Source organism: Actibacterium pelagium (genome assembly GCF_002285415.1).
GTDB lineage: Bacteria > Pseudomonadota > Alphaproteobacteria > Rhodobacterales > Rhodobacteraceae > Actibacterium_B > Actibacterium_B pelagium.
In genome coordinates, this window is sequence record NZ_NSBU01000007.1 from 958,643 (window position 1) to 981,196 (window position 22,554).

At 58.4% G+C, this 22,554-nt stretch carries 22 protein-coding genes; 18 read left to right on the forward strand and 4 right to left on the reverse strand.

What is annotated here, in order from left to right; all coding sequences use genetic code 11:
- Positions 1 to 10: 10 nt before the first annotated feature.
- From CLM58_RS13600 to lexA, 7 genes are all read left to right on the forward strand, one after another.
- A complete protein-coding gene (locus tag CLM58_RS13600) occupies positions 11 to 598 on the forward strand; it encodes an anthranilate synthase component II (protein WP_095596432.1) in 588 nt (195 codons plus the stop codon).
- Positions 595 to 1,611, forward strand: a complete 1,017-nt coding sequence (gene trpD / locus CLM58_RS13605) for an anthranilate phosphoribosyltransferase (protein WP_095596433.1) — start codon at positions 595 to 597, stop codon at positions 1,609 to 1,611. Before CLM58_RS13600 ends, trpD begins: the two co-directional genes overlap by 4 nt.
- Positions 1,611 to 2,270 (forward strand): uracil-DNA glycosylase, encoded by a 660-nt coding sequence (locus CLM58_RS13610; protein WP_095596434.1) that lies wholly within the window; start codon positions 1,611 to 1,613, stop codon positions 2,268 to 2,270. The genes trpD and CLM58_RS13610 overlap by 1 nt, the downstream gene beginning before the upstream one ends.
- Positions 2,267 to 3,076 carry an indole-3-glycerol phosphate synthase TrpC gene (gene trpC, locus CLM58_RS13615; RefSeq protein WP_095596435.1) on the forward strand — a complete coding sequence of 270 codons (810 nt, stop codon included), beginning with the start codon at positions 2,267 to 2,269 and terminating at the stop codon, positions 3,074 to 3,076. Before CLM58_RS13610 ends, trpC begins: the two co-directional genes overlap by 4 nt.
- Positions 3,076 to 3,555 (forward strand): cyclic pyranopterin monophosphate synthase MoaC, encoded by a 480-nt coding sequence (moaC, locus tag CLM58_RS13620; protein ID WP_095596436.1) that lies wholly within the window; start codon positions 3,076 to 3,078, stop codon positions 3,553 to 3,555. Before trpC ends, moaC begins: the two co-directional genes overlap by 1 nt.
- Positions 3,552 to 4,727: a molybdopterin molybdotransferase MoeA gene (locus tag CLM58_RS13625; RefSeq protein WP_095596437.1), complete on the forward strand. Its 1,176-nt coding sequence runs from the start codon at positions 3,552 to 3,554 to the stop codon at positions 4,725 to 4,727. Before moaC ends, CLM58_RS13625 begins: the two co-directional genes overlap by 4 nt.
- A 92-nt stretch (positions 4,728 to 4,819) precedes the next feature.
- Positions 4,820 to 5,509 carry a transcriptional repressor LexA gene (lexA, locus tag CLM58_RS13630; protein WP_095596438.1) on the forward strand — a complete coding sequence of 230 codons (690 nt, stop codon included), beginning with the start codon at positions 4,820 to 4,822 and terminating at the stop codon, positions 5,507 to 5,509.
- On the opposite strand, the gene CLM58_RS13635 is transcribed toward lexA, so the two are convergent.
- Positions 5,503 to 7,527: a ComEC/Rec2 family competence protein gene (locus CLM58_RS13635; RefSeq protein WP_095596439.1), complete on the reverse strand. Its 2,025-nt coding sequence runs from the start codon at positions 7,525 to 7,527 to the stop codon at positions 5,503 to 5,505. The two genes, lexA and CLM58_RS13635, sit on opposite strands and share 7 nt — an antisense overlap.
- Positions 7,528 to 7,604: 77 nt before the next feature.
- Here CLM58_RS13635 and gltX point away from each other — a divergent pair, with 77 nt between their 5' ends.
- Positions 7,605 to 9,008 carry a glutamate--tRNA ligase gene (gene gltX / locus CLM58_RS13640; protein WP_095596440.1) on the forward strand — a complete coding sequence of 468 codons (1,404 nt, stop codon included), beginning with the start codon at positions 7,605 to 7,607 and terminating at the stop codon, positions 9,006 to 9,008.
- Positions 9,009 to 9,085: 77 nt separating this feature from the next.
- Entirely contained in the window at positions 9,086 to 10,381 is a 1,296-nt protein-coding gene (gltA, locus tag CLM58_RS13645) for a citrate synthase (protein WP_095596441.1), read from the forward strand.
- 47 nt (positions 10,382 to 10,428) lie between these two features.
- Here the strand turns inward: gltA and CLM58_RS13650 are convergent, their stop codons facing one another.
- Entirely contained in the window at positions 10,429 to 10,674 is a 246-nt protein-coding gene (locus CLM58_RS13650; RefSeq protein WP_095596442.1) for a hypothetical protein, read from the reverse strand.
- On the reverse strand, positions 10,671 to 13,460 hold the full coding sequence (locus tag CLM58_RS13655) for a bifunctional [glutamine synthetase] adenylyltransferase/[glutamine synthetase]-adenylyl-L-tyrosine phosphorylase (RefSeq protein ID WP_095596443.1): 2,790 nt from the start codon (positions 13,458 to 13,460) through the stop codon (positions 10,671 to 10,673). Before CLM58_RS13655 ends, CLM58_RS13650 begins: the two co-directional genes overlap by 4 nt.
- A gap of 84 nt (positions 13,461 to 13,544) precedes the next feature.
- Between CLM58_RS13655 and CLM58_RS13660 the strand changes: the two genes are divergently transcribed.
- The 9 genes from CLM58_RS13660 to ilvN all read left to right on the forward strand — a co-directional run bounded on the left by CLM58_RS13660 (position 13,545) and on the right by ilvN (position 21,425).
- A complete protein-coding gene (locus CLM58_RS13660) occupies positions 13,545 to 14,012 on the forward strand; it encodes a YbaK/EbsC family protein (protein ID WP_095596444.1) in 468 nt (155 codons plus the stop codon).
- Positions 14,013 to 14,128: 116 nt separating this feature from the next.
- On the forward strand, positions 14,129 to 14,515 hold the full coding sequence (locus CLM58_RS13665; protein WP_095596445.1) for a DUF2852 domain-containing protein: 387 nt from the start codon (positions 14,129 to 14,131) through the stop codon (positions 14,513 to 14,515).
- 54 nt (positions 14,516 to 14,569) lie between these two features.
- Entirely contained in the window at positions 14,570 to 15,022 is a 453-nt protein-coding gene (locus tag CLM58_RS13670) for an RDD family protein (protein ID WP_095596446.1), read from the forward strand.
- Positions 15,023 to 15,090: 68 nt separating this feature from the next.
- Complete coding sequence (locus CLM58_RS13675; protein WP_095596447.1) at positions 15,091 to 15,915, forward strand: arginyltransferase; 825 nt, start codon at positions 15,091 to 15,093, stop codon at positions 15,913 to 15,915.
- 83 nt (positions 15,916 to 15,998) lie between these two features.
- Positions 15,999 to 16,349 carry an antibiotic biosynthesis monooxygenase family protein gene (locus CLM58_RS13680; protein ID WP_095596448.1) on the forward strand — a complete coding sequence of 117 codons (351 nt, stop codon included), beginning with the start codon at positions 15,999 to 16,001 and terminating at the stop codon, positions 16,347 to 16,349.
- A gap of 292 nt (positions 16,350 to 16,641) precedes the next feature.
- On the forward strand, positions 16,642 to 18,396 hold the full coding sequence (locus CLM58_RS13685) for an acetolactate synthase 3 large subunit (protein WP_095596449.1): 1,755 nt from the start codon (positions 16,642 to 16,644) through the stop codon (positions 18,394 to 18,396).
- Between the two features lie 3 nt (positions 18,397 to 18,399).
- Positions 18,400 to 19,632 carry a glycosyltransferase family 87 protein gene (locus CLM58_RS13690; protein WP_095596450.1) on the forward strand — a complete coding sequence of 411 codons (1,233 nt, stop codon included), beginning with the start codon at positions 18,400 to 18,402 and terminating at the stop codon, positions 19,630 to 19,632.
- Positions 19,629 to 20,858, forward strand: a complete 1,230-nt coding sequence (locus CLM58_RS13695; RefSeq protein ID WP_095596451.1) for a glycosyltransferase family 87 protein — start codon at positions 19,629 to 19,631, stop codon at positions 20,856 to 20,858. The genes CLM58_RS13690 and CLM58_RS13695 overlap by 4 nt, the downstream gene beginning before the upstream one ends.
- Entirely contained in the window at positions 20,859 to 21,425 is a 567-nt protein-coding gene (gene ilvN, locus CLM58_RS13700; RefSeq protein WP_095596452.1) for an acetolactate synthase small subunit, read from the forward strand.
- 28 nt (positions 21,426 to 21,453) lie between these two features.
- On the opposite strand, the gene CLM58_RS13705 is transcribed toward ilvN, so the two are convergent.
- A complete protein-coding gene (locus tag CLM58_RS13705) occupies positions 21,454 to 22,467 on the reverse strand; it encodes a hypothetical protein (protein ID WP_158221914.1) in 1,014 nt (337 codons plus the stop codon).
- Positions 22,468 to 22,554: the final 87 nt, after the last annotated feature.

Below are 22,554 nucleotides of genomic sequence, written 5' to 3' on the forward strand. Positions count from 1 at the left end.
GGCGCAAAAGATGCTGCTGCTGATCGATAACTACGACAGTTTTACCTACAACCTAGTTCATTACCTGGGCGAGTTGGGTGCGGATGTGCGCGTCGAGCGTAACGACTCTTTGGATGTACAGCAGGCCATGGCGCTGAAACCCGAGGCGATCCTGCTTTCGCCCGGCCCTTGTGACCCGTCGCAGGCGGGTATTTGCCTTGCGCTCACGAAAGCAGCGGCAGAGACCCGAACACCCCTGATGGGCGTCTGCTTAGGCCACCAGACCATCGGCGAGGCCTTTGGTGGGAAGGTCGTTCGCGCAGGCGAGATTGTGCACGGCAAGATGGGAACGATGCATCATGACGGGACTGGCGTCTTCGCTGGCCTGCCCTCGCCGTTCGAGGCCACCCGCTATCACTCTTTGACGGTAGAGCGCGAAAGCCTGCCCGATTGCCTAGAGGTCAACAGCTGGCTGGACAGCGGCATGATCATGGGATTGCACCACAAGGAACTGCCGATCCACGGCGTTCAGTTCCACCCTGAATCCATTCGCTCTGAACACGGGCACAAGATGCTTCAGAACTTCCTCAATCTGGCCAAAGTGAAGGCAATGGCATGAGCGACGCGCTGAAACCCCTGATCGGTGCGGCGGCCGAACGCGCCCTGACCGGCCAAGAGGCCGAGAAAGCCTTCGACATCCTTTTCTCGGGCGAAGCGACACCAAGTCAGATTGGCGGCCTTCTGATGGCCCTGCGGACCCGCGGTGAGACCGTGGATGAGATCGCCGGTGCAGCAACGGCCATGCGCCGCAATTGTGTTCCGGTCAAAGCACCAGCAGGTGCGATTGACATCGTCGGCACGGGTGGCTCCGGCAAAAAGACCCTGAATATTTCGACCGCGACTATCTTCACCGTGGCAGCCTGCGGCGTACCCGTCGCCAAGCACGGCAACAAGGCAGCGTCTTCTCTGTCTGGCGCCGCAGATGCGCTTGGCCAGATGGGCGTGAACGTCATGGTCGGCGCTGATGTCGTCGAAGAGGCGTTACGAGAGATTGGCGTCGGTTTCATGATGGCCCCGATGCATCACCCCTCTATCCGCCACGTCATGCCGTCGCGCATCGAACTGGGCACGCGCACCGTGTTCAACATCCTTGGCCCCCTGACCAACCCCGCAGGCGTGAAACGCCAGCTGACAGGTGCCTTCTCGCGGGATTTCATTCGCCCGATGGCAGAGGTTCTGGGCAAGCTGGGTTCAGAAAAAGCGTGGCTGGTGCACGGCTCGGATGGAACGGATGAGATCACCATCACTGGCATCAGCTATGTCGCCGCACTGGAGAACGGATCGGTGACAGAGCTAGAGCTTCACCCAGAAGAGGCTGGCCTTCCCGTCTACCCGTTCGAAGAAATCAAAGGCGGCACGGCCGAGGAAAACGGGGCCGCCCTAAGGTCCGTTCTTTCCGGGGACAAAGGGGCTTATCGCGACTGCGTCCTGTTGAACGCGGCAGCCGCCCTGCAACTTGCCGACAAGGTTGATAACCTGAAAGACGGTGTCGCAATGGCGGAAGAAGCCATCGACAGCGGCGAGGCGATGGCCCGCATCACCGCTTTGGCAGAGATGACAGCAGGTCACTGATGCAATTCGACCTGTCGCGCCTTGGCGACTGGTCGTCGCTTCCGTTCTTCGATGACGCGTTGCCATCCATTGCTTCGGCACTGGCAACGGACAGCCGAACAATCCTGCCACCCTCGGCGCAGGTTTTCGCGGCGCTTGAACGCACCCAGCCAGACGCTGTCAAAGCCATCATCCTTGGTCAGGACCCCTACCCAACCCCGGGTCATGCACACGGTCTGGCCTTTTCGGTAGAACCCGACGTTCGCCCCCTGCCCCGATCCCTGAACAACATCTTCAAGGAATTGGCCGACGATCTGGCGTTTCAGCCTTCCAACGGCGACCTGCGCCCTTGGGCCGACCAAGGGGTACTGCTGCTGAACACCGCGCTGACCGTCCCGGCGGGCGAAGCCGGTGCTCATGCCAAACTTGGCTGGTCGACGCTTGTCGAGCAGGTTCTGCAACGTCTCGACGATCATCCTCGCGCCTGCCTCCTTTGGGGCAAGCACGCGCAAAAGCTTGGGGCGCATCTGCACAACCCCGACCATTTGCGTATTGAAACCGCCCATCCCTCGCCTCTTTCTGCCAGACGCGGATTTTTCGGCTCTCGCCCCTTTTCACGGGTGAACGAGTGGCTTATCGCAAGAGGGGACACACCAATCGACTGGACCGGCACATCATGAGCGCAACCATTCTGGACAAAATCAAAGCCTACAAGCTGGAAGAGGTCGGCGCCGCGAAGGCCGCGAAACCACTGGCCGAAATCGAGGCAGAGGCAAAGGCCGCAAGCCCGACCCGGGGTTTTGCGAATGCTCTGATCAAGGCCTCCAAGGACGGCTATGGCCTGATCGCCGAAATCAAAAAGGCCAGCCCTTCAAAAGGTCTGATCCGTGAAGATTTCAATCCGCCAGAGCTGGCCAAGGCATATGAAGCTGGCGGCGCAACCTGTCTGTCCGTTCTGACTGACACCCCGTCGTTTCAAGGCGCGCCAGAGTTTCTGACCGAAGCCCGCAACGCCGTTAGCCTGCCCGCCCTGCGGAAGGATTTCATGTACGACACCTATCAGGTGGCCGAGGCCCGCGCATGGGGTGCTGACTGTATCCTGATCATCATGGCGTCGGTCTCAGATACCCAAGCGGCAGAGCTGGAAGACGCCGCCTTTGGCTGGGGCATGGACGTACTGCTAGAGGTCCACGACGCCGAAGAGCTAGAGCGCGCCAGCCAGTTGAAATCGCCGCTGATGGGCATCAACAACCGGAACCTGAACACGTTTGAGACCACGTTGGACACCACGCGTACCCTTGCGCCGAAAGTGTCCTCGGATCGTCTGGTGGTCTGCGAAAGCGGACTGTTCACGCCTGAGGACCTTGCCAGCATGGCCGAGGTCAACGCTCGCACCTTCCTGATCGGCGAAAGCCTGATGCGGCAGGCAGACGTGGCAAGTGCCACTCGTAATCTTCTGGCCAACCCCGTGAAAGGAGCCGCCTGATGTCGGAACTGACTCATTTCGATGGTAAGGGCGATGCCCATATGGTGGACGTGTCCGAGAAGGACGTGACAAGCCGCGTAGCAATTGCCGCCGGGTCCGTCAAAATGACGGCCGACACGCTTGCGATGATCACCGAAGGTCGCGCCAAGAAAGGTGACGTGCTGGGTGTTGCCCGTCTGGCTGGGATCATGGGCGCCAAGAAAACCGCCGACCTGATCCCGCTGTGTCACCCTCTGCCGATCACCAAGGTCGCAGTAGAGCTGACCCCTGATCCTTCGCTGCCCGGCGTACAGATCGAAGCGACGGTAAAAACCACCGGCCAGACCGGCGTCGAGATGGAAGCTTTGACTGCTGTTTCGGTCGCCGCCCTGACCCTTTACGACATGGTGAAAGCGGTCGAGAAAAGCATGGTCATTTCCGATATTTCGCTGCGGATGAAAGACGGCGGCAAGTCGGGCCGATACGAGGCCAACGAATGATCTCTGTCGACGAGGCCCTGGCCAAGGTCTTTGCCCTCGTCGACCCGACCGAGGTCGAAGAAGTCCCCCTGCGCAATGCCGCGGGCCGGGTTTTGGCAGAGGACGTCTCGGCCAAGCGCGACCAACCACCCTTCAGCGCCTCGGCCATGGATGGCTATGCGATCCGGCGCGAAGACCGGGTCGATGGCAAAACACTGACCCTGATCGGGGAAGCGGCCGCAGGCTCAGGATTTGACGGCACAGTATCGGCAGGTCAGACCGTCCGCATCTTCACCGGCGCCCCGGTGCCCGAAGGCGCGGATCACGTTGTAATTCAGGAAGACGTTTCGGCCGTCGGCGACCGGATCACTCTGGTGAACTCTGAAAGCGACGATAACGGCAACATTCGCCCCGCTGGCGGAGATTTCAGGGTCGGTGACACGATCAGCTCACCCAGTTTGTTAAGTCCGGAACTGGTTGCTCTGTTGGCCTCTATGAACATCGACCGTGTTCCTGTGCGTCGGAAGCCCATCGTCGCAATCATCGCAACCGGGGATGAGCTGGTGATGCCTGGCGAAACACCCGGCCCCGACCAGATCATCGCGTCCAACAACTTTGGACTGAAAGCGCTGTGCGAACGCGCCGGTGCCGAGGTCAGAATGCTTCCCATTGCGCGGGACAACGTGGCCTCATTGACGAAGGTTCTTGAACTCACCGAGGGTGCAGATGTGGTCGTGACCATCGGTGGCGCGTCGGTCGGTGACCACGATCTTGTAGGAGAGGTCGCCGCCCAGATGGGAATGGAACGCGCCTTCTATAAGATCGCGATGCGCCCCGGCAAACCTTTGATGGCGGGTCGCCTTGGGCAGTCGGCCATGCTGGGCCTGCCGGGAAACCCTGTATCCTCGATGGTCTGTGGGCATCTGTTTCTGCTTCCGCTGCTGCGCAAGATGCTGGGGTTGGGCGAAGCCGCCGCCCCGCGTGTTTCGATGAAGCTTGCAAAAGACCTGACACCCAATGGCCCGCGCGAGCACTATATGCGCGCCACCACCGATGGCGCATGGGTGCAGGCATTTGATCGTCAGGACAGTTCCTTGCTTTCCATCCTTTCGAAGGCCGACGCGCTGATCGTTCGTCCGCCACATGACGGGCCGGTCAAGGCAGGCGAATGGGTGGACGTTGTACGCCTTTAACCCGGCATTGTTGACACAAAACAAGAACACGCGTAGAACAAAGGGGACACAAGCCCCGAACAACGCGGGGCGCGCCATGAGGGGAGCAGCCCATGTTAACGCGCAAGCAACTGCAACTGCTGGAGTTCATCAACAAACGCCTGCAGCAGGATGGTGTTCCGCCTTCCTTTGACGAAATGAAAGACGCGCTGGACCTTCGGTCGAAGTCCGGCATCCACCGTTTGATCACCGCTTTGGAAGAACGAGGTTTCATTCGGCGCCTTGCCCACAGGGCCCGCGCGATTGAGATAGTGAAGCTACCAGACAGCCTTGATAAGGGCGGGTTCAAGCCGAAGGTGATCGAAGGCGATGCACCGCCGCCACCGCCTGCAAATGCGATTGCGGTCGACAGCCTGCATGCATTGGAATTGCCGGTCATGGGCCGGATCGCCGCGGGCACACCGATCGAGGCGATCAGCGAAGTTTCCCATAACGTGACTGTTCCGGGCTCGATGCTGTCGGGTCAAGGCAGCCATTACGCTCTAGAGGTCAAAGGCGACTCGATGATCGACGCCGGAATCAACGATGGCGACATCGTTGTGATCCGTGAACAAGTATCCGCCGATAATGGTGAGATCGTTGTCGCCTTGGTTGAAGGTCACGAAGCGACTTTGAAACGCTATCACCGCAAAGGAAACATGGTCGCCTTGGAAGCCGCGAACCCAGCCTATGAGACCCGCATGTTGCGCGGTGATCAGGTTAAGGTTCAGGGGCGTCTCGTCGGCCTGATCCGCAGCTACTGAGCCCAAGGGCGCCCCGCGCGCCCTTCATTCGCTCTGACGAAGCGCGGTTTCCCATTATTGTCATAAACGGCAATGGCCCCTGTGCGGGCCAATGTTCGGCGGTCCAACAGGCTGCACTTCCCATTCGGGCGATCACGGATCCACTGTGGCACAATCAGCCAATCGGCTTGCTGACATGCAGGGTCTAGTCGTTCTCGCCAACCACGCCCTTTCAACAAGACTACAGATTTTCCTAGCACTTCGGTCTGAACCCAATTCGGATCTGGGCCCCAGTCTAGCCTTGCATGCGCTATGACCGGGTTTCCCGCGTCACCGTCATTCTCAAGCCAGCTTCGGGCGGAAAACCCGTCGCCCTTCGCTTTGCTCAACGCGCGCCCGGATGGGGTCATAACACCGTAGAGGCTTGCGGTGTCGGCGATCAGCATAATGGGCCGGTCCGAAATGCCCCACAAACCGACAGCGATTGCGCAGGGTATGAACCCGGCCAAGCGCAGGGCCCCACGCCAGATGATCACGAACAACCCGCCAAGCGCTATCAACGGCAGAACGGCCACGTTGGGCGTTGTCACCGGCCATATCGCGCCCTCCAATGACGACACCCACTGCGCAACGTACAAGATCCACTCGATACCCCACCCCATCAGGGTGAACCCCACTTTCCCCAAGCCAAGCGGAGCAAGCCCCAACCCCAGAACGGCAGACGGAATAACCAAGATCCCCATCAGAGGGACCGCCAGCAGGTTTGCCAGAAGGCCAAATTGTGCAACCTGATTGAAATGGGCCGCCGCGAAAGGCGCAGTCGCTGCGCCTGCGACTGCAGAGGAGATCACAGTTCCCAATATAGGGCGCGCCCATTTGGGGGACTGCGGCCAGTGATCAGGCCAGTCTTGTAGCGCACCAAATACGGCAACCAGCGCTGTCGTGGCAGCAAAGGACATCTGGAAGCCCGGCTCGACAAGGCTTTCGGGCTCTAAAAACAAGATGATCAGCGCGGCAATCGCGACAGACCGCAAGGTGACTGCCCTTCGATCTAACAACACGGCAAGCAACATTACGGCCACCATGACAAAGGCGCGTTGGGTAGCGACATTCGCCCCCGATAAAGCCAAATACCCCGCCGCCGCGATTAACGCGACTAAGGCGGCGATCTTCTTGCTGTTCACGCGAAGGCCAAAAGCTGGCCAGAGGGCGAATCCAGCCCGCGTCAAGGCGAAGACAAACCCTGTCAGCAACCCCATGTGCAGCCCAGAGATTGCAAGAAGGTGCGCAAGGTTAGAATCTCTAAGATTATCCAACCGCTCTCGTGAAATGCCCGACCTATCCCCTGCAAGGATCGCCGCCGCAAAGGCGCCTGTTTCACCCGGCAATTGTTTATGCAGATAAGACGACAACGCTTGGCGCTGCTTCGCGACTGGCAAACTGTCAGCCTTGTCCGGGAGGATTTCGACCTCGCCCCTGACATATCCAACGCCACCAAGCCGGTCGAACCACGCATGCCGTTGAAAATCAAAACCTCCCGGCTCGACCGGCCCTGAAGGCGGCGACAAATTTGCCGTCAGGCGGATGCGCATCCCCGCCAGCAAAGGTTGCGAAGGCAATGGACCATGAAGCGACACCCGCAGTTTTGCCGGCATCGGCCCAGAGAGTTTTGCGATGATCACGTTGTCCAAGGTCAGGCGCGGCGCATCCGACAAGGATCGGTCGACGCCAATCAACCTCCCCTCGACCAAACTGTAGGTGCGATATTCCAAAACCGGGGCGGCAACGGTCTGCGCCCGGACAGAGATCAGAACGACCCCCAGAAGGACGAAACCAATAGCACAAAAGACAGGGGCGACAGAGCGCGCCCAAATGCCAAGCGTCAAAAGAAACAGCGCGAGGCCCGTAAAGATCATCAGGTGACGCGAACCCGGTTCCCAGGGCAATTGAAAGTAAATGCCGATCCCGCAGGCAAGTGCGACGGGCACCCATAAAAACAGGTGACCGCGTTGCGCCGCAAAGAGATCACCTGGGGCCATGGCTTGTTCTTGCGCCTGCGATTGCTTAATCAGGCGCCAACGCTACGACCAACAAAGTTTCCAGAAGGTTAATCCTCATGTCCGACGCCCCCGTCGTCACCCGTTTTGCCCCCTCGCCGACCGGCTACCTGCACATTGGCGGCGCCCGCACAGCCCTGTTCAACTGGCTTTATGCACGCGGGAAAGGTGGCAAGTTCCTATTGCGGATCGAAGATACTGACCGCGAACGTTCTACACCTGAAGCGACCGACGCCATTCTGAAAGGTCTAGAGTGGCTGGGACTGGACTATGACGGAGAGCCGATCAGCCAGTTCTCTCGTGTGGATCGCCACGCAGAGGTTGCGCATCAGCTTCTGGCCGAGGGCAAAGCCTATAAATGCTACGCCACTCAAGAAGAGATTGCTGCCTTCCGTGAAGCAGCAAGGGCCGAAGGAAAATCCACCCTCTATCGCAGCCCCTGGCGCAGCGCTGACCCGGCAACCCACCCGGATGCCCCCTATGTCGTGCGCATCAAGGCACCGCGGGACGGCGAAACCGTCGTACAGGACGCCGTTCAGGGCAAAGTCGTCACGCGCAACGAATTGCTGGATGACATGATCCTGTTACGTTCGGACGGCACACCGGTCTACATGCTGGCAGTTGTCGTTGATGACCATGACATGGGTGTGACCCACGCGATCCGAGGGGACGATCACCTGAACAACGCTGCGCGTCAGATGATGATTTACGACGCGATGGGATGGGAAGCGCCCGTCTGGGCCCATATTCCCCTGATCCATGGTCCCGACGGCAAAAAACTGTCGAAACGCCACGGCGCGCTTGGTGTCGAAGAATATCAAGCCATGGGTTATCCGGCCGCAGGTATGCGCAACTATCTGGCCCGTCTGGGGTGGAGCCACGGGGATGATGAATTCTTCACCGACGCGCAAGCACGTGAGTGGTTTGATCTGGATGGAATCGGCAAGGCGCCGGCGCGTCTGGACTTCAAAAAACTCGAGAATATTTGCGGGCAACATATGGCGGCGGCAGATCATGCTGCGCTGCTAACAGAATTTGAAACATTTTTGTCAGCGACCGGGGCGTCTCCGCTTACTGCGACACAAAGAACCAGCCTCAGTGCGGCCCTGCCGTTTCTTCAAGGCAGTGCGAAGACCTTTCCTCAACTTGTTGAAAAGGCTAATTTTATTTTGGCATCCCGTCCGTTGGAACGCGACGCAAAAGCAGAAAAAGCGCTCGACACGGTATCCCGTAGTATACTGAAACAATTGACGCCGCAGTTGCAAAATGCTAGCTGGGACCGCGAAGCGCTAGAGGCGACTCTCAACGGGTTTGCGGAAGCTAACGAATTGAAGTTCGGCAAGCTTGCAGCACCACTCCGAGCAGCCCTCGCAGGGCGAGCAGTCTCGCCTAGCGTGTTTGACATGATGTTGGTTTTGGGCCGCGAAGAATCGCTGGCCCGGATCGAAGACGCGCAGGAATAACAGGTCACTGTCATCCCTGCGAACCACACAGGTCGGGGCCATCCTGCCCCGATCTTTCCTACGAGGGGATAGATACCATGGCTGACAGCCCAAAAACTGCCACGCTGACGATCGGCGAAAATAGCTACGAATTGCCGATGAAAAGCCCAAGTGCTGGGCCTGATGTAGTTGATATCTCCAAGCTGTATGGTTCCGCAGGTGTGTTCACGCACGACCCCGGCTTCACCTCGACCTCGTCTTGTGAATCCACCATCACCTATATCGATGGTGTGAAGGGTGAACTGCTGCACCGCGGGTACCCGATCGACCAACTGGCCGAGAAATCGCACTATCTGGAAGTCTGCTTCCTGCTGCTCTACGGCTATCTGCCGTCCAGCGTCGAGCTTGAGAAGTTCGAAACCACCATTACGCACCACACCATGGTGCACGAGCAGATGGGCAACTTCTTCCGTGGTTTCCGCCGAGACGCACACCCGATGGCGATTATGACCGGTGTTGTTGGTGCGATGTCAGCCTTCTACCATGACTCGACCGATGTGAATGACCCGCGCCAGCGTGAGATCGCTTCGCACCGCCTGATCGCGAAAATGCCGACCATTGCCGCCATGGCGTACAAATACACCATCGGTCAGCCTTTCGTGTATCCGCGCAACGATCTGGACTATGCGTCCAACTTCCTGCGCATGTGTTTTGCCGTTCCTGCCGAGGACTATGAGGTCAACCCGATCCTGTCCCGCGCCATGGACCGCATCTTCACCCTGCATGCCGATCACGAGCAGAACGCGTCGACCTCGACTGTACGTCTGGCCTCGTCCTCGGGTGCGAACCCGTTCGCCTGTATCGCCGCTGGCATCGCCTGCCTGTGGGGTCCGGCTCACGGTGGCGCAAACCAGGCGTGTCTGGAAATGCTGCGCGAGATCGGCACCGTCGATCGCATCCCTGAATTCATCGCCCGTGCGAAAGACAAGAACGATCCGTTCCGCCTGATGGGCTTCGGTCACCGCGTCTACAAAAATACCGACCCGCGCGCGACGGTTCTGAAGAAATCGGCCGACGAAGTGCTGGAGCTTCTGGGTGTCGACGACAACCCGCTGCTGCAGGTCGCGAAAGAACTGGAACAGACTGCTCTGAACGATCCGTACTTCGTCGAGAAGAAGCTGTTCCCGAACGTCGACTTCTACTCGGGCATCATCCTCGAGGCGATGGGCTTCCCGACCTCGATGTTCACCCCGATCTTCGCGCTGTCGCGCACCGTTGGCTGGATCAGCCAGTGGAAAGAGATGATCTCGGATCCAGCGCTGAAAATCGGTCGCCCACGTCAGCTGTACACCGGAGAGACCCTGCGCGATTACGTGGAAATCGAAAACCGCTAATTCCGGTTCTCATAATACGAAACAGCCGCCCAATCGGGCGGCTGTTTTCATTTGCGACGGCGGCGTTTTCGGTGAATCGGAATCTGCGCCTCATTTAACACCGTGATCATCGGATGATCTGGGTGATCTGCGCCATGTCGCTCTGCAAGCACTGCCGCACTTGGGGCCATGTCATCATGTGGCAGGGATACAGCCCAATCCAGAAATATGGTTCGACAATCCTGAAGCGTAATGTCGGGGATCTGGAAGGACTGGGCGATCAAGCCTCTGGGGTCATGTGTGTCGTCGGTCATTTGGAGGGGTCACCAAGAGCCTGCGTGATGGTCGCCCCAGCCTCGGCTGTGACGCTGTTCAACGTTTTGGACAACTTGTCCAAGTCATCGACCTCGCATGTTTGAAGTACAAACCGCAAGCTGCCCTGCCCCAACTTGTCTGGTGTGATTTCGCTGTCACTTAGCAGTTTCGAGGCGATCTGAAGTTTGCGCAGCAATGTATGCGCGCGGTTCAATATCTCTGCCTGTTCGGCACTCGGCCATCCGCCGGCGACAGCATCTTCCAACTGTTCCGTCGGACGAACCTGAGTGCTCGCCGCCAACAACGCCCCGGCAGAGGCAACCAACTCGATATCGGTCAAATTTCCGGGGCCGTTCTTGGCATCCCAAACGCCCGTGCCGGGCTTGGCATCGGCAAGGCGGGTACGCATATCACGCACACCTTCCAAAACATGCTCTGGATTGCCTTTTTCGGCCAGCAGAAGGCGGCGGAATGCCTCGACCACCTGCGCCAGATCGGGCGAACCCGCAACGACACGCGCGCGCGTCAGAGCAAGATGTTCCCACGTCCATGCCTCTTCGCGCTGATACAGCCGGAAGGACTCCAACGAGGTTGCCACAGGCCCTTGATTGCCCGACGGCCGCAGGCGCATGTCGACCTCGTACAGCTTGCCTTCGGACATCGGCGCGGACATCGCAGTTACCAAGGCTTGCGTCAGTCGGGCGTAATATGTGCGCGAGGCCAAAGGCCGTCTTCCCTCAGAACTATCAACGCCCGCCGGGTCATAGATCACGATCAGGTCCAAATCGGACCGCGGGGTCAGGCGCCCTGCCCCCAAAGACCCCATCCCCAGAACGACCGCACCATTACCCGGGGGTGGCCCGTGTTTTTTAGCGAAATTATCGACAACTACAGGCCATAGAGCCGCCAGAATAGCCTCTGCCAGATCAGCATATTCGGAAGAGGCCTCTTCCGCAGAAACCAGCCCGCGCAAAAGGTGCACACCAATCCGGAAATGCCACTCTTTCAGCCAACGTCGCGCCGTGTCGAGCTTGCGCTCATAGTCGTCGGCCCGCCCCATTGCTGCGGACAATTCCTGCACCAATGGTTCGAGGCCGGGCCATGGTGCAAAGAAGTCCCCGCCGATCACCGCATCCAGAACGCTGGCATTACGCGACAGGTATTGAGACAGCTCTGGCGCGATCGACGTGATATCGATGATCAGATCGATCAGCTGCGGATTTGCTTCGAACAACGAAAACAGCTGCACACCGGCAGGAAGACCCGACAAGAACCCGTCAAACGCGGTCAGCGCCTCTTCCGGGCGGTCGGAATCTGCCAGTTTTTTCAAAATTCCGGGGCGCAGGCGGTTAAAAATTTCGACCGCACGTTCAGATCGCAACGCGGGATAGCTTTGCCAGCGCTCAACCACTTTGGCGGTTGCCTCGGGAATGTCGATCAAAGCGTTCTGGCCGGGTTGCGAGGGCTCAAAGAAGTCCTCTGTCAGGTCTGCGACCCGTTCTAGTCGCTCGGTCAGTTCATCGCGAAACGCCTGCGTATCGCCATAGCCCATAAACCGTGCGATCCGGTCTACACCTTCAGCACTTTTGGGCATGGTCTGCGTTTGGGCGTCTCCGACCATCTGCAGACGGTGCTCCAGCTCTCGGTGGATACGGTAGTCTTCGGACAGCTGTTCGCTGACGGCCTGCGGAATCCATCCGTTGGTGGCTAGACGGTCCAGACCTTCGACAGTGCCCCTAACCCGCAACGAAAGGTCCCTGCCCCCCGCAATCAGTTGGCGGGTCTGTGTGAAAAACTCGATCTCCCGAATTCCACCTGCGCCCAGCTTGATATTGTGGTTTTCAACCGTGATCGGGCCATGCAGCCCCTTGTGGTCGCGAATACGCAGGCGCATGTCATGGGCGTCCTGTATCGCGGCGAAATCAAGGTGCTTTCGCCAGACGAAAGAGGTCAGGCGATCCAGATACCCCTCTCCGGCTTTGATATCTCCGGCGCAGGCGCGCGCTTTGATATGTGCGGCTCGTTCCCAAGTGCGGCCAAGACTTTCATAATACCGCTCGGCGACCTCCATCGAGATACAGACCGGTGTCACCGACGCATCGGGACGCAACCGAAGATCCGTTCGAAATACATACCCATCGCCGGTTTGGTCGGACAGGACCCCTGCCAATTCTCGCGTTGCGCGGATGAAACCAGAGCGGACCTCGTAGTAGTCATCAGGGTCGAATTGCGTTTCATCGAACAGACAGATCAGGTCGATATCAGAGGAATAGTTCAGCTCGTAGGCGCCCATCTTCCCCATTGCGATGGCGACCATGCCGCCGCCTTGGTCCAGACGTTCGCCACAAATAGACGGCAGCTTCTTACGTCTGACCTGTTCAGCGACCAGCAGGCCAAGCGCCTTATGAGTGGCCGACTGGGCCAATCGTGTCAGGGCATCGGTGACCTCTTCCAGCGACCAGACGCCCCCAAGGTCCGCCAATGCAATCAACAGGGCTGCGTGCCGCTTGGCCGTTCGCAGGCCCGGCTTTAGCCCTGCATAATCCAGCGCGTCTATATCTTTCAGGATCTGTTCGAACGCAGCTTCAGGTGACTGACACAAAGCGTCCTGCGCCCAGGCCATGTCCCGCTTCAGCAATCCCCCCAGAAACGGACTGCAGCCAGCCGTGCCATTCAGAAGCTCTTGCATCTCGGGTCCCAGCCCGGCAAAGGACTGAGCAACTTCTGCTCCAATATCCGGATCGAAGGGAATAGGTGCGCGGGTCAGTCTTCTTGCGAACTCCATACTGAATTCATGACCTTGCGCAGAGGGCTGGTCAACCAGATTACGACCGGATCAGCCGACGAGAATTCGAAAGGACGAACGACAATGAGCAAAAGCCTGAAACGGGTCAGGGCCGCCTTGGAAGCCGCAAACCTGCCAGACGGTATTGTCGAGGTTGGCGTCGCCCGCACCGCGGCAGAGGCCGCAAGCTCTGTCGGATGTCATGTGGACCAGATTGCCAAGTCGATCATCTTCAGAGGTGAAGAAGACGGGCTTGCATGGTTGTTTCTGACGGCAGGTGGCAATCAGGTCTGCGCTGACAAGGCGTCAAAACTGGCCAAGCAGACATTGGGCAAAGCCGACGCCACACTTATCCGCGCGCAAACCGGGTTTGCCATTGGCGGCGTGTCACCGATCGGGCATCTGAACCCGATCAATGCGTTTATCGATCCGCGCCTGACCGAGTTTACAGAAGTCTGGGCGGCCGCCGGCACGCCCCGACATGTGTTTCCCCTGTCTCCGAAAGACCTGCTGGAACTGACCAAAGCGGAAATCGCTGATTTCACGACCTGACCGCAAAATGTAAAAAAGTTTTACATTAGCCCTTGAACCACGGCGGACAGTCCCCAAATCCTGATATGTGAAAGCAATAAACATCACCTTTTGTCATTATCTTTCGGGAGTAAAAAATGAGTTCCGTCGCCACCTGGCCATCACAGGCCGAATCCTGGCTCGATCAGCGCGGTAAAGGCGCGTGGATCGCCGCCACGGTACTTGGTTTCATCTTCTTCTGGCCGGTTGGCCTTGCCCTTTTGGCTTATATGATCTGGGGAAAAAACATGTTCGGAAAATGCGCAGCTCGTAAATCCAACCGCCACCACGGCTTCAAATCGTCGGGCAACACAGCATTCGACGCCTACAAGGCCGAAACCCTGCGCCGCCTTCAGGACGAGCAGGAAAGTTTTGAGGCCTTCCTTCAGCGCCTTCGCGACGCCAAGGACAAGTCCGAGTTCGACCAGTTCATGGACGAACGCGCCGCAAAAGCCAAAGACGCTGGCGAAGCCGAACTTGCATAACGCAATGCCCCGCCCCAATTTTGGGGCGGGTCTTCTTAATTCTCAGGACAAGATATGTATTCCCAAATGACCAGCGGCCTGCCTGACCCGGAATTTCAGGCAGAGTTCTATCAGGACGTTCCCGTAAAAAGGCTGATCGCTTGGGGAATCGACTTTGCGATTACGATCGCTTTGACCTTGGTTCTTGCCCTGCTGACCTTTCCTATCAGCGTCTTCTTTTTCCCCCTTTGGTTTTTGATCGTCAGTTTTGCTTATCGCGTTCTGACGATTTCTCGCTGGTCCGCAACGCTTGGCATGCGACTGGTGGCGATTGACCTGCGCCAATCGGATGGCAGTTACTTCGACACACCGTCAGCCATCATGCACACGCTTTTGTTCACGATCAGCAGTTCGTTCATTGTGCCCCAGATAATTTCCATCATCATGGCGGTGAACTTTCCTCGCGCTCAAATGCTGCATGATGTGTTCATGGGAACAGCCGCCGTAAATCGCTCTGCACGCAGTTAACCTTTACAGGGCTTGGCCATTGCGATCCGCTTTGCTAGGCTTTGATGAGTTTTCAGCACCGAGAGCATATGCGCCACAGTCTACCACTTGCCCCGCAGTTCTATGTGACTGCCCCGCAGCCCTGCCCCTATCTGCCTGACCGGATGGAGCGGAAGCTGTTTACAGCATTGCAAGGTGACTTTGCCGACAAGCTGAACGACAGCCTGTCCAAACAAGGCTTTCGCCGCTCGCAGAACGTCCTCTACCGGCCCTCTTGCGCAGATTGCTGCGCGTGCCTGTCTGCAAGGATCAAGGTCTCGGAGTTTACGCCTCGTCGCAGCCAACGCCGCACAATAAAGCGGAACGAACACCTTCAGCGGCAAGCAAGCTCTCCTTGGGCGACAGAAGCGCAGTTCGATCTGTTCCGGCGCTATCTGGACCAGCGCCACGCCGATGGTGGCATGGCCGACATGGATATCTTCGAATTCGCAGCGATGATCGAGGAAACCCCGGTTCGGTCACGCGTCGTTGAATACACGGCACCGGAAGAAGACGGCTCTCGCAGCTTGCAAGCGGTTTGCCTGACCGATGTTCTCGAAGACGGGCTGTCGATGGTCTATTCCTTCTACGAACCCGAATGTGAGAAAGACAGTCTGGGAACCTATATGGTGCTGGATCACATCGCCCTCGCTCAGGAAGCAGGCCTGCCCTACGTCTATCTGGGCTACTGGGTGCCGGGCAGCCCGAAGATGGGGTACAAATCTCGCTTTGCGGGGCTAGAGGTCTTTCGCGCCGGTCAGTGGCAACCGCTTGGCGATCCGGACAGCTACAACACCGAGAAACATCCGATGTCCGTCGACCCAATTGCCGAACAGGTCGCCAACATCACCTTGCCAGATATCGGCCCGTCCTAAGTTCAGCTTGAAGGTCCATGGCCAAACCTGTGGACACAGGATTGGCTGGAACGACTTCGACACACCCCAGATACGAGTACAGCATGCTTGCAATCATTTTCGAGGTCTTTCCCGCAGAGGGGCGCAAGGCAGAGTATCTGGACATTGCCGCCAGCCTTCGCGACGACTTGTCCCAGATCGAGGGTTTTATCTCGGTCGAGAGGTTCCAAAGCCTGACCAACCCCGACAAGATGCTTTCCCTCTCATTCTTTGAAGACGAGGCCGCCGTCCAACGCTGGCGCAACCGGGCCGACCACCGTCTGGCACAGGAAAAAGGACGTGCAGGAGTGTTCCGCGATTACCGCCTGAGAGTGGCTCATGTCATGCGGGACTACGGCCTTTCAGACCGGGAACAGGCCCCAAAAGACAGCAAAGCCCGGCACGACGCGGATTGAGCCGTCATTTTTAGCAAAATTTCAGAATCCGCGACATTTTGCGCAACAAAATATCAAATTTTTCACCTCCAGAGACAGAAAAAGCGCCAAAACGGTGGTTGACGCCCCTTTCCACCCTGCATAAAGTCACCGCCACGAATTGAAGGACCCCGAAACGATGCAAGACATTCTAGTCGTCGTAGGAACATGGCGCATGGGCCGGTAACGGTAGACCATAATGGTTCCCATGCGCCCCCGAAAAATCGGGGGCTTTTTTATGGCCCATAGGGCCGCGCCGAGTACGGAGAGAGACATGGCACAGGCGATGAGCGGAGCGAAAATGGTGGTACAGGCCCTGAAGGATCAGGGTGTCGAGGTGGTCTTTGGCTACCCCGGTGGTGCCGTGCTACCGATCTATGACGAGATCTTTCAGCAGAACGACATTCGCCACATCCTAGTCCGCCACGAACAGGGCGCTGTGCACGCCGCCGAAGGCTATGCCCGCTCGACCGGCAAGCCCGGCGTCGTATTGGTCACCTCGGGCCCCGGCGCGACCAATGCTGTGACTGGCATCACCGACGCGCTGTTGGATTCGATCCCGCTGGTCGTTCTGACCGGTCAGGTTCCGACCTTCATGATCGGCACTGACGGGTTCCAAGAGGCCGACACCGTTGGCATCACCCGCCCCTGCACCAAGCACAACTGGCTGGTCAAAGAGACCGACCAGTTGCCAAAGGTTATTCACGAAGCGTTCCACGTCGCGACCTCTGGTCGTCCCGGGCCGGTTCTGATCGACATCCCGAAAGACGTTCAGTTCGCCTCGGGCAACTATCAGGGCCCGCGCGAAATTGGCGCGAGCCACTACAAACCCAAGGTCAAAGGCGACATCGCCACCATCACCCAGTTGGTCGAGGCCATCGAAAACGCAGAACGCCCGGTCTTTTATACCGGTGGCGGCGTCATCAACTCTGGCGATGCGGCCACGCAGCTTCTGCGTGAGATCGTAGATGAAACCGGCTTCCCGATCACTTCGACCCTGATGGGGCTGGGCTGTTATCCGGCCAGCGGTAAAAGCTGGCTTGGCATGCTGGGCATGCACGGTCTGTACGAGGCCAACCTTGCGATGCATGACTGCGATCTGATGATCAACATCGGCGCCCGTTTCGACGACCGTATCACCGGTCGCATCGCGGACTTCAGCCCGAACTCGATCAAGGCGCATATCGACATCGACCCAAGCTCGATCAACAAGGTCATCCACGTGGACATGCCGATCGTCGGCGATGTTGCCCACGTTCTGGAAGACGTCCTGCGTGTCTGGAAGTCGCGTGGCCGCAAGGTTAACAAGGAAGGGCTGGCCAAGTGGTGGGCCCAGATCGAGGACTGGAAAAAGGTCAACTGCCTGGATTTCAAGAACTCGGACAAGATCATCAAGCCGCAATACGCGCTGCAGCGTCTGGAAGAGCTGACCAAGAAACATGACCGCTATATCACCACCGAGGTGGGCCAGCACCAGATGTGGGCCGCTCAGTTCCTTGGGTTTGAGGATCCGAACCGCTGGATGACCTCGGGTGGTCTGGGCACCATGGGTTATGGCTTCCCGGCCTCCATCGGTGTGCAGCTGGCTCATCCTGATGCGCTGGTCATCAACGTTGCCGGCGAAGCTTCTTGGCTGATGAACATGCAGGAAATGGGCACCGCCGTGCAATATCGCCTGCCGGTGAAACAGTTCATTCTGAACAACGAGCGTCTGGGCATGGTCCGCCAGTGGCAGGAACTGCTGCACGGCGAGCGTTATTCGAGCTCTTGGTCCGAAGCGCTGCCCGATTTCGTAAAGCTGGCCGAGGCCTTTGGTGCCAAGGGCATCATCTGCAAAGACCCTGCCGACCTGGACGACGCGATCATGGAAATGATCAATTACGACGGCCCCGTTATCTTCGACTGTCTGGTCGAGAAGCACGAGAACTGCTTCCCGATGATCCCGTCGGGCGAGCCGCATAACAAGATGCTTCTGGGCGAGGCCTCGACCCAGGATGCCATCGGCAGCTCGGGCGCAGTTCTGGTCTGATCCATGTCTGGCGCAGCCGCCACTGACACACGGGACCTTTCGGCTGGAGACCGCCGGATCGCCGAACTGACGGCGTTCCGGCCCTTGGCCTCTGTCCTGATGTTGACCCTTCCTTCACTCTTTCTGGCGTGGCGGGTCATCACTTTTGGCACAGCTCACCCGGTGATCGGCGACTGCATCGACAGCCCTACTGATTTTTGCGTCTTTTGGGATGCTGCTAAGTTGGCGATTGCCGGGGACGGTGGGTCGGTATTCGATCAGACCCTGTTGCGTTCAACCGCCAGCAATGTTGAAGCCGACTGGTTTCCATGGCTGCACCCGCCAGCGACACTTCTTCTATTCTCGCCATTGGGTACCCTGCCCGCCGCTTGGTCATGGGCCCTGTTTTCTGGACTGTCGCTGCTTTGTTTCGGCGCGGCACTTAGTTTGATACTAGGCCGCACCCGGACCATCTGGTTTGAGTTCTGGCTGACCCCAGCAATCTTCCCTGCCCTAATCCTTGGGCAATTTACCATTCTGTGGCTGGCGGGGCTTCTGGCTGCATTCGAAGCATTGCGCCGGGACCGTTTTGTACTGGCGGGTGTCCTCATCGGCCTTCTGACGCTGAAACCCACCTTGGGCCTGCTGATCCCAGTGGCCCTTCTGGCCTTTGGCGCGTGGCGCACGATTTTTGCGGCCATCGTCACGACCGTCGTCATCCAAGGCGGCGCAACGCTGGTGTTCGGCTTTGACTATTGGCCGGCCATGGCAGAGATCTATCACGAACACACGCTGCGCCTGCTACAACAGCTTGCGACACTTGACCGGATGGCCAGCCTGCCTGCTCTTTTGTCCCAAATGGGGCTAAGCGGCTCTATCCTTCTGTCGGCACAATCCGTGCTTACCCTTGCACTGGTAGCGCTGGTGGCTTGGATTTGGAAAGCACGGGACGTCAGCTTTGACGCCCGCATGGCCTGCCTTTGCGCGGCCATTCCGCTGGCGACCCCCTACCTTTGGTACTACGACGCAGCCCTTGCGACCCTCTCGGCGCTTTACCTGTTCCGTTCAGGCGCACTTCCAACAGTGGGCTACGGGCGCGCGTTGTACTTTCTATTCTGGCTCGGGGCCGGTCTGTTTATGTGGGTCCGTTTAGTAAGCACGTCAGTGGTGATCCCCGCCACGGCACTGGTTCTGCCTTTGGCCTTGCTTGCGCTTGCTCTGGCCGCGTCTCGCTCCCGTATGGGAGAGGCGACATGACTTTGCCAAACCAAACGCCGGGCGACCTGCGCCTGTCTAACTTCGCAGCCCGTTGGCGGGTGCCTTTCGGCATCCTGTTCACAGCAGCCATGGTTGGCGCGGCCTTCATCTTTGTCTTCACCATCTCGCAATACCCACGCGGCGAAGGCTGCCGTGACGTTCTGGTCGATTTCTGTGTGTTCTGGAGCGCCGCCAAACTGGCGATGGACGGTCAGGTCATGTCGGTCTTTAGTCAGGACCTGATTGCCCAGTTCGGCACCATGGAAAGCGCAGGTTGGGCGCCATGGCTTCACCCTGCGGCGACCTTGCTGGCGCTTTATCCCATCGGCGCGATGGAGATGCAGATCGCCTGGGCCCTGTTCACGGGTCTGTCGGTTTTGGCAATGCTGATCGCAGCCCGCCCCTTCACCGCACCGCACACGCCGATTTGGACCAGCTTCGCGCTGGCCCCCGCCGTGATGCCCGCGCTGATCATTGGCCAGTTCACCATGCTTTGGATGGCCGGCCTACTAGCCGCGCTTTGGCAGTTACGAGAGGGCAGAAAGGTCGCCGCAGGTGTCCTGATCGGCCTGCTAACACTGAAACCAACCTTGGGCATCCTGATCCCCGTCGCACTTCTTGCCGCGAAAGAGTGGAAGGTCATCATCTTTGCCTCTGCCACCACAATCGGTATCAACATTGTCGCCAGCCTTCTGTTCGGCTTCAGCTATTGGCCTGAGCTTCTAAACACCTATGCAGAACATAAAGACTGGTTGCTGGTTGAATTGTCCGGGTTGCAGCAAATGGGCAGTCCGGCGGCCCTGTTGGCCAGCCTTGGCGTGACCTCGGATACAGCCGTCCTTCTGCAAGGTCTTCTTCTTCCGATCTTGGCGCTTTGGGTCTTTTGGGTTTGGCGACAGGACATCGAATTTGATCGCAAGGCCGCCCTGCTGTGTGCTGCCCTGCCCCTGTCGACCCCCTATCTTTGGCATTATGACGCCGGGCTGGTTCTGCTGTCGGGCCTATTCCTGCTACGAGCAGGCCAGCTTGATCGCTCTGTACTTGGCGTAATTGCCCTTTGCCTCTTGTGTTTTGGCCCCGGTCTGCGCACATGGATGAGCCTTCTAACTCCTTGGGACGTACCGCATTCTGCGTGGATCACAGTACCGATGATGTCCCTCGCCCTTCTTCTGTGCTTGCGCCCCGTGCGCAGCACCCCGCAACAGCCGCTTGAAAGGACCACATAAATGTCTGCACTCTCCATCAAACCCGGCGCTTCTCGCAAATCCGCCTATGACTTGCGTGATCCAAATGCTGATCTGACTGAAACCCACACCCTGACCGTACTGGTCGACAACGAGGCAGGTGTTCTGGCCCGCGTCATTGGCCTGTTCTCGGGGCGAGGCTACAACATCGAAAGCCTGACCGTGGCCGAGGTCGACCATGAGGGCCACCGGAGCCGGATCACCATTGTGACCCGAGGCACGCCCGCAGTGATCGAGCAGATCAAAGCGCAGCTTGGTCGTATCGTTCCGGTTCACGAAGTTCACGACCTGACCGTTGAAGGCCCCTCTGTCGAAAGGGAACTGGCGTTGTTCAAAGTCGTGGGCGCGGGTGACAAGCGCATCGAAGCCCTGCGTCTGGCCGAGATCTTCCGTGCGAACGTCGTGGACAGCACGCTGGAAAGTTTCACCTTCGAGATGACCGGCACCAGCGAAAAGATTGACGCCTTCGCAGAACTGATGCGCCCTCTGGGTCTGGACAAGACCGCGCGCACCGGCATCGTCGCATTGAAGCGCGGCCCAAGCCTGTAAGCTTGATCGGGGCGCGGAAGACGCGCCCCTATTGCAGAATGTCGGGGTAGCTCGGCAATCCGAAGAAGCAGTTGTCAAAGGGAAGCCGGACGGACTGTCCGTTGCTTCCCATCAACTGCAATTCATTCCCACAGACGCGAATATCAGCAATGCTCTTCCATCCCTCGGGACGTGGTATGGCGCCGATCGCCTGACGGACAACGTGCTGCCGGTTCATCGCCAAGGGCAGAACCGATGCTTTGAACGCCACGCAGGAAGACGCTTCGGTAAGAGCATCCTGGCCATCAGCACAACCATCTTCGATCTCTAGCAGGCCACCGGACCCTTGGGCCAATTGCCCCCAATTCGATCCGTCGCAGGAATATCGAAGCTTTGTCAGCGGCAGAACCCTTGGGTCCTTCAACACGAAGATAATGTCATCCTCTGCCCCTCGGACGACGGCCGACCAACCAAGTTCATTCCCTTGCGCCTCTACCAAGGTGACGATGTCCTCTCGCGCAGTACGCGCGGGGTACTCGTGCAGATCGACCTTTGATCCGCGCCCGGGGAAACGGGACAGGTCCGTCGAATAGGCTGGATATTGTAGAAGCCCCTGCTCCATCGAGGTCGCTTCGGTCAGGGCGACCTGCTTCGACGAAAAACTCAATCGTCCACTGCGCCCCAGTTGGATCAGGGGATGGTGGCCAACACTCATACGGCCTTCGCCGCCTGTGATGCGGTGGGTCTGGTACAAGATCGGCTCGTCGCGACGCAGGCGAATCTCTTTCTCGACCAGCGCGCCTCGAACGCGGCGTGCAAGCGTCAGCCGAGCAATTGCTTCTGCCTCTGACTGCCATATTTCATCCGGATGCCAGTTTACGTCCGGCGTTTCCGACTTGGGATCACCCAAAGCGCTGCAAGTAAAGCCGTTGCCATAATGAACTGAGTTCTCCCCGCCATGAAGCGGAAGAATGGTTCCTGGGCGCCCCTCAAACCGAAGGTCGCGAACGCCCCCCAAGTAAGGGTCCAGCGACACAGTCGCCCCGGAAACAGCCAATGTCATCAAATGTGCCATAACAAAATAATCCGAGAAATTTCTCGCGATTAGAATAATGGCAAAAATGTGGCAGTAAATATTTTGTTAAGAAAC

Excerpts from the sequence above, each read along its gene's own strand:
- CLM58_RS13635 (WP_095596439.1), bottom strand. The coding sequence starts at position 7,527 with ATGGCCCCAGGTGATCTCTTTGCGGCGCAACGCGGTCACCTGTTTTTA.
- moaC (WP_095596436.1), top strand. The coding sequence starts at position 3,076 with ATGTCGGAACTGACTCATTTCGATGGTAAGGGCGATGCCCATATGGTG.
- gltA (WP_095596441.1), top strand. The coding sequence starts at position 9,086 with ATGGCTGACAGCCCAAAAACTGCCACGCTGACGATCGGCGAAAATAGC.
- gltX (WP_095596440.1), top strand. The coding sequence starts at position 7,605 with ATGTCCGACGCCCCCGTCGTCACCCGTTTTGCCCCCTCGCCGACCGGC.
- CLM58_RS13705 (WP_158221914.1), bottom strand. The coding sequence starts at position 22,467 with ATGACATTGGCTGTTTCCGGGGCGACTGTGTCGCTGGACCCTTACTTG.
- CLM58_RS13650 (WP_095596442.1), bottom strand. The coding sequence starts at position 10,674 with ATGACCGACGACACACATGACCCCAGAGGCTTGATCGCCCAGTCCTTC.
- CLM58_RS13625 (WP_095596437.1), top strand. The coding sequence starts at position 3,552 with ATGATCTCTGTCGACGAGGCCCTGGCCAAGGTCTTTGCCCTCGTCGAC.
- CLM58_RS13685 (WP_095596449.1), top strand. The coding sequence starts at position 16,642 with ATGGCACAGGCGATGAGCGGAGCGAAAATGGTGGTACAGGCCCTGAAG.
- CLM58_RS13610 (WP_095596434.1), top strand. The coding sequence starts at position 1,611 with ATGCAATTCGACCTGTCGCGCCTTGGCGACTGGTCGTCGCTTCCGTTC.
- CLM58_RS13665 (WP_095596445.1), top strand. The coding sequence starts at position 14,129 with ATGAGTTCCGTCGCCACCTGGCCATCACAGGCCGAATCCTGGCTCGAT.
- ilvN (WP_095596452.1), top strand. The coding sequence starts at position 20,859 with ATGTCTGCACTCTCCATCAAACCCGGCGCTTCTCGCAAATCCGCCTAT.
- CLM58_RS13600 (WP_095596432.1), top strand. The coding sequence starts at position 11 with ATGCTGCTGCTGATCGATAACTACGACAGTTTTACCTACAACCTAGTT.
- CLM58_RS13675 (WP_095596447.1), top strand. The coding sequence starts at position 15,091 with ATGCGCCACAGTCTACCACTTGCCCCGCAGTTCTATGTGACTGCCCCG.
- CLM58_RS13660 (WP_095596444.1), top strand. The coding sequence starts at position 13,545 with ATGAGCAAAAGCCTGAAACGGGTCAGGGCCGCCTTGGAAGCCGCAAAC.
- CLM58_RS13680 (WP_095596448.1), top strand. The coding sequence starts at position 15,999 with ATGCTTGCAATCATTTTCGAGGTCTTTCCCGCAGAGGGGCGCAAGGCA.
- lexA (WP_095596438.1), top strand. The coding sequence starts at position 4,820 with ATGTTAACGCGCAAGCAACTGCAACTGCTGGAGTTCATCAACAAACGC.
- trpC (WP_095596435.1), top strand. The coding sequence starts at position 2,267 with ATGAGCGCAACCATTCTGGACAAAATCAAAGCCTACAAGCTGGAAGAG.
- CLM58_RS13690 (WP_095596450.1), top strand. The coding sequence starts at position 18,400 with ATGTCTGGCGCAGCCGCCACTGACACACGGGACCTTTCGGCTGGAGAC.
- trpD (WP_095596433.1), top strand. The coding sequence starts at position 595 with ATGAGCGACGCGCTGAAACCCCTGATCGGTGCGGCGGCCGAACGCGCC.
- CLM58_RS13670 (WP_095596446.1), top strand. The coding sequence starts at position 14,570 with ATGTATTCCCAAATGACCAGCGGCCTGCCTGACCCGGAATTTCAGGCA.
- CLM58_RS13655 (WP_095596443.1), bottom strand. The coding sequence starts at position 13,460 with ATGGAGTTCGCAAGAAGACTGACCCGCGCACCTATTCCCTTCGATCCG.
- CLM58_RS13695 (WP_095596451.1), top strand. The coding sequence starts at position 19,629 with ATGACTTTGCCAAACCAAACGCCGGGCGACCTGCGCCTGTCTAACTTC.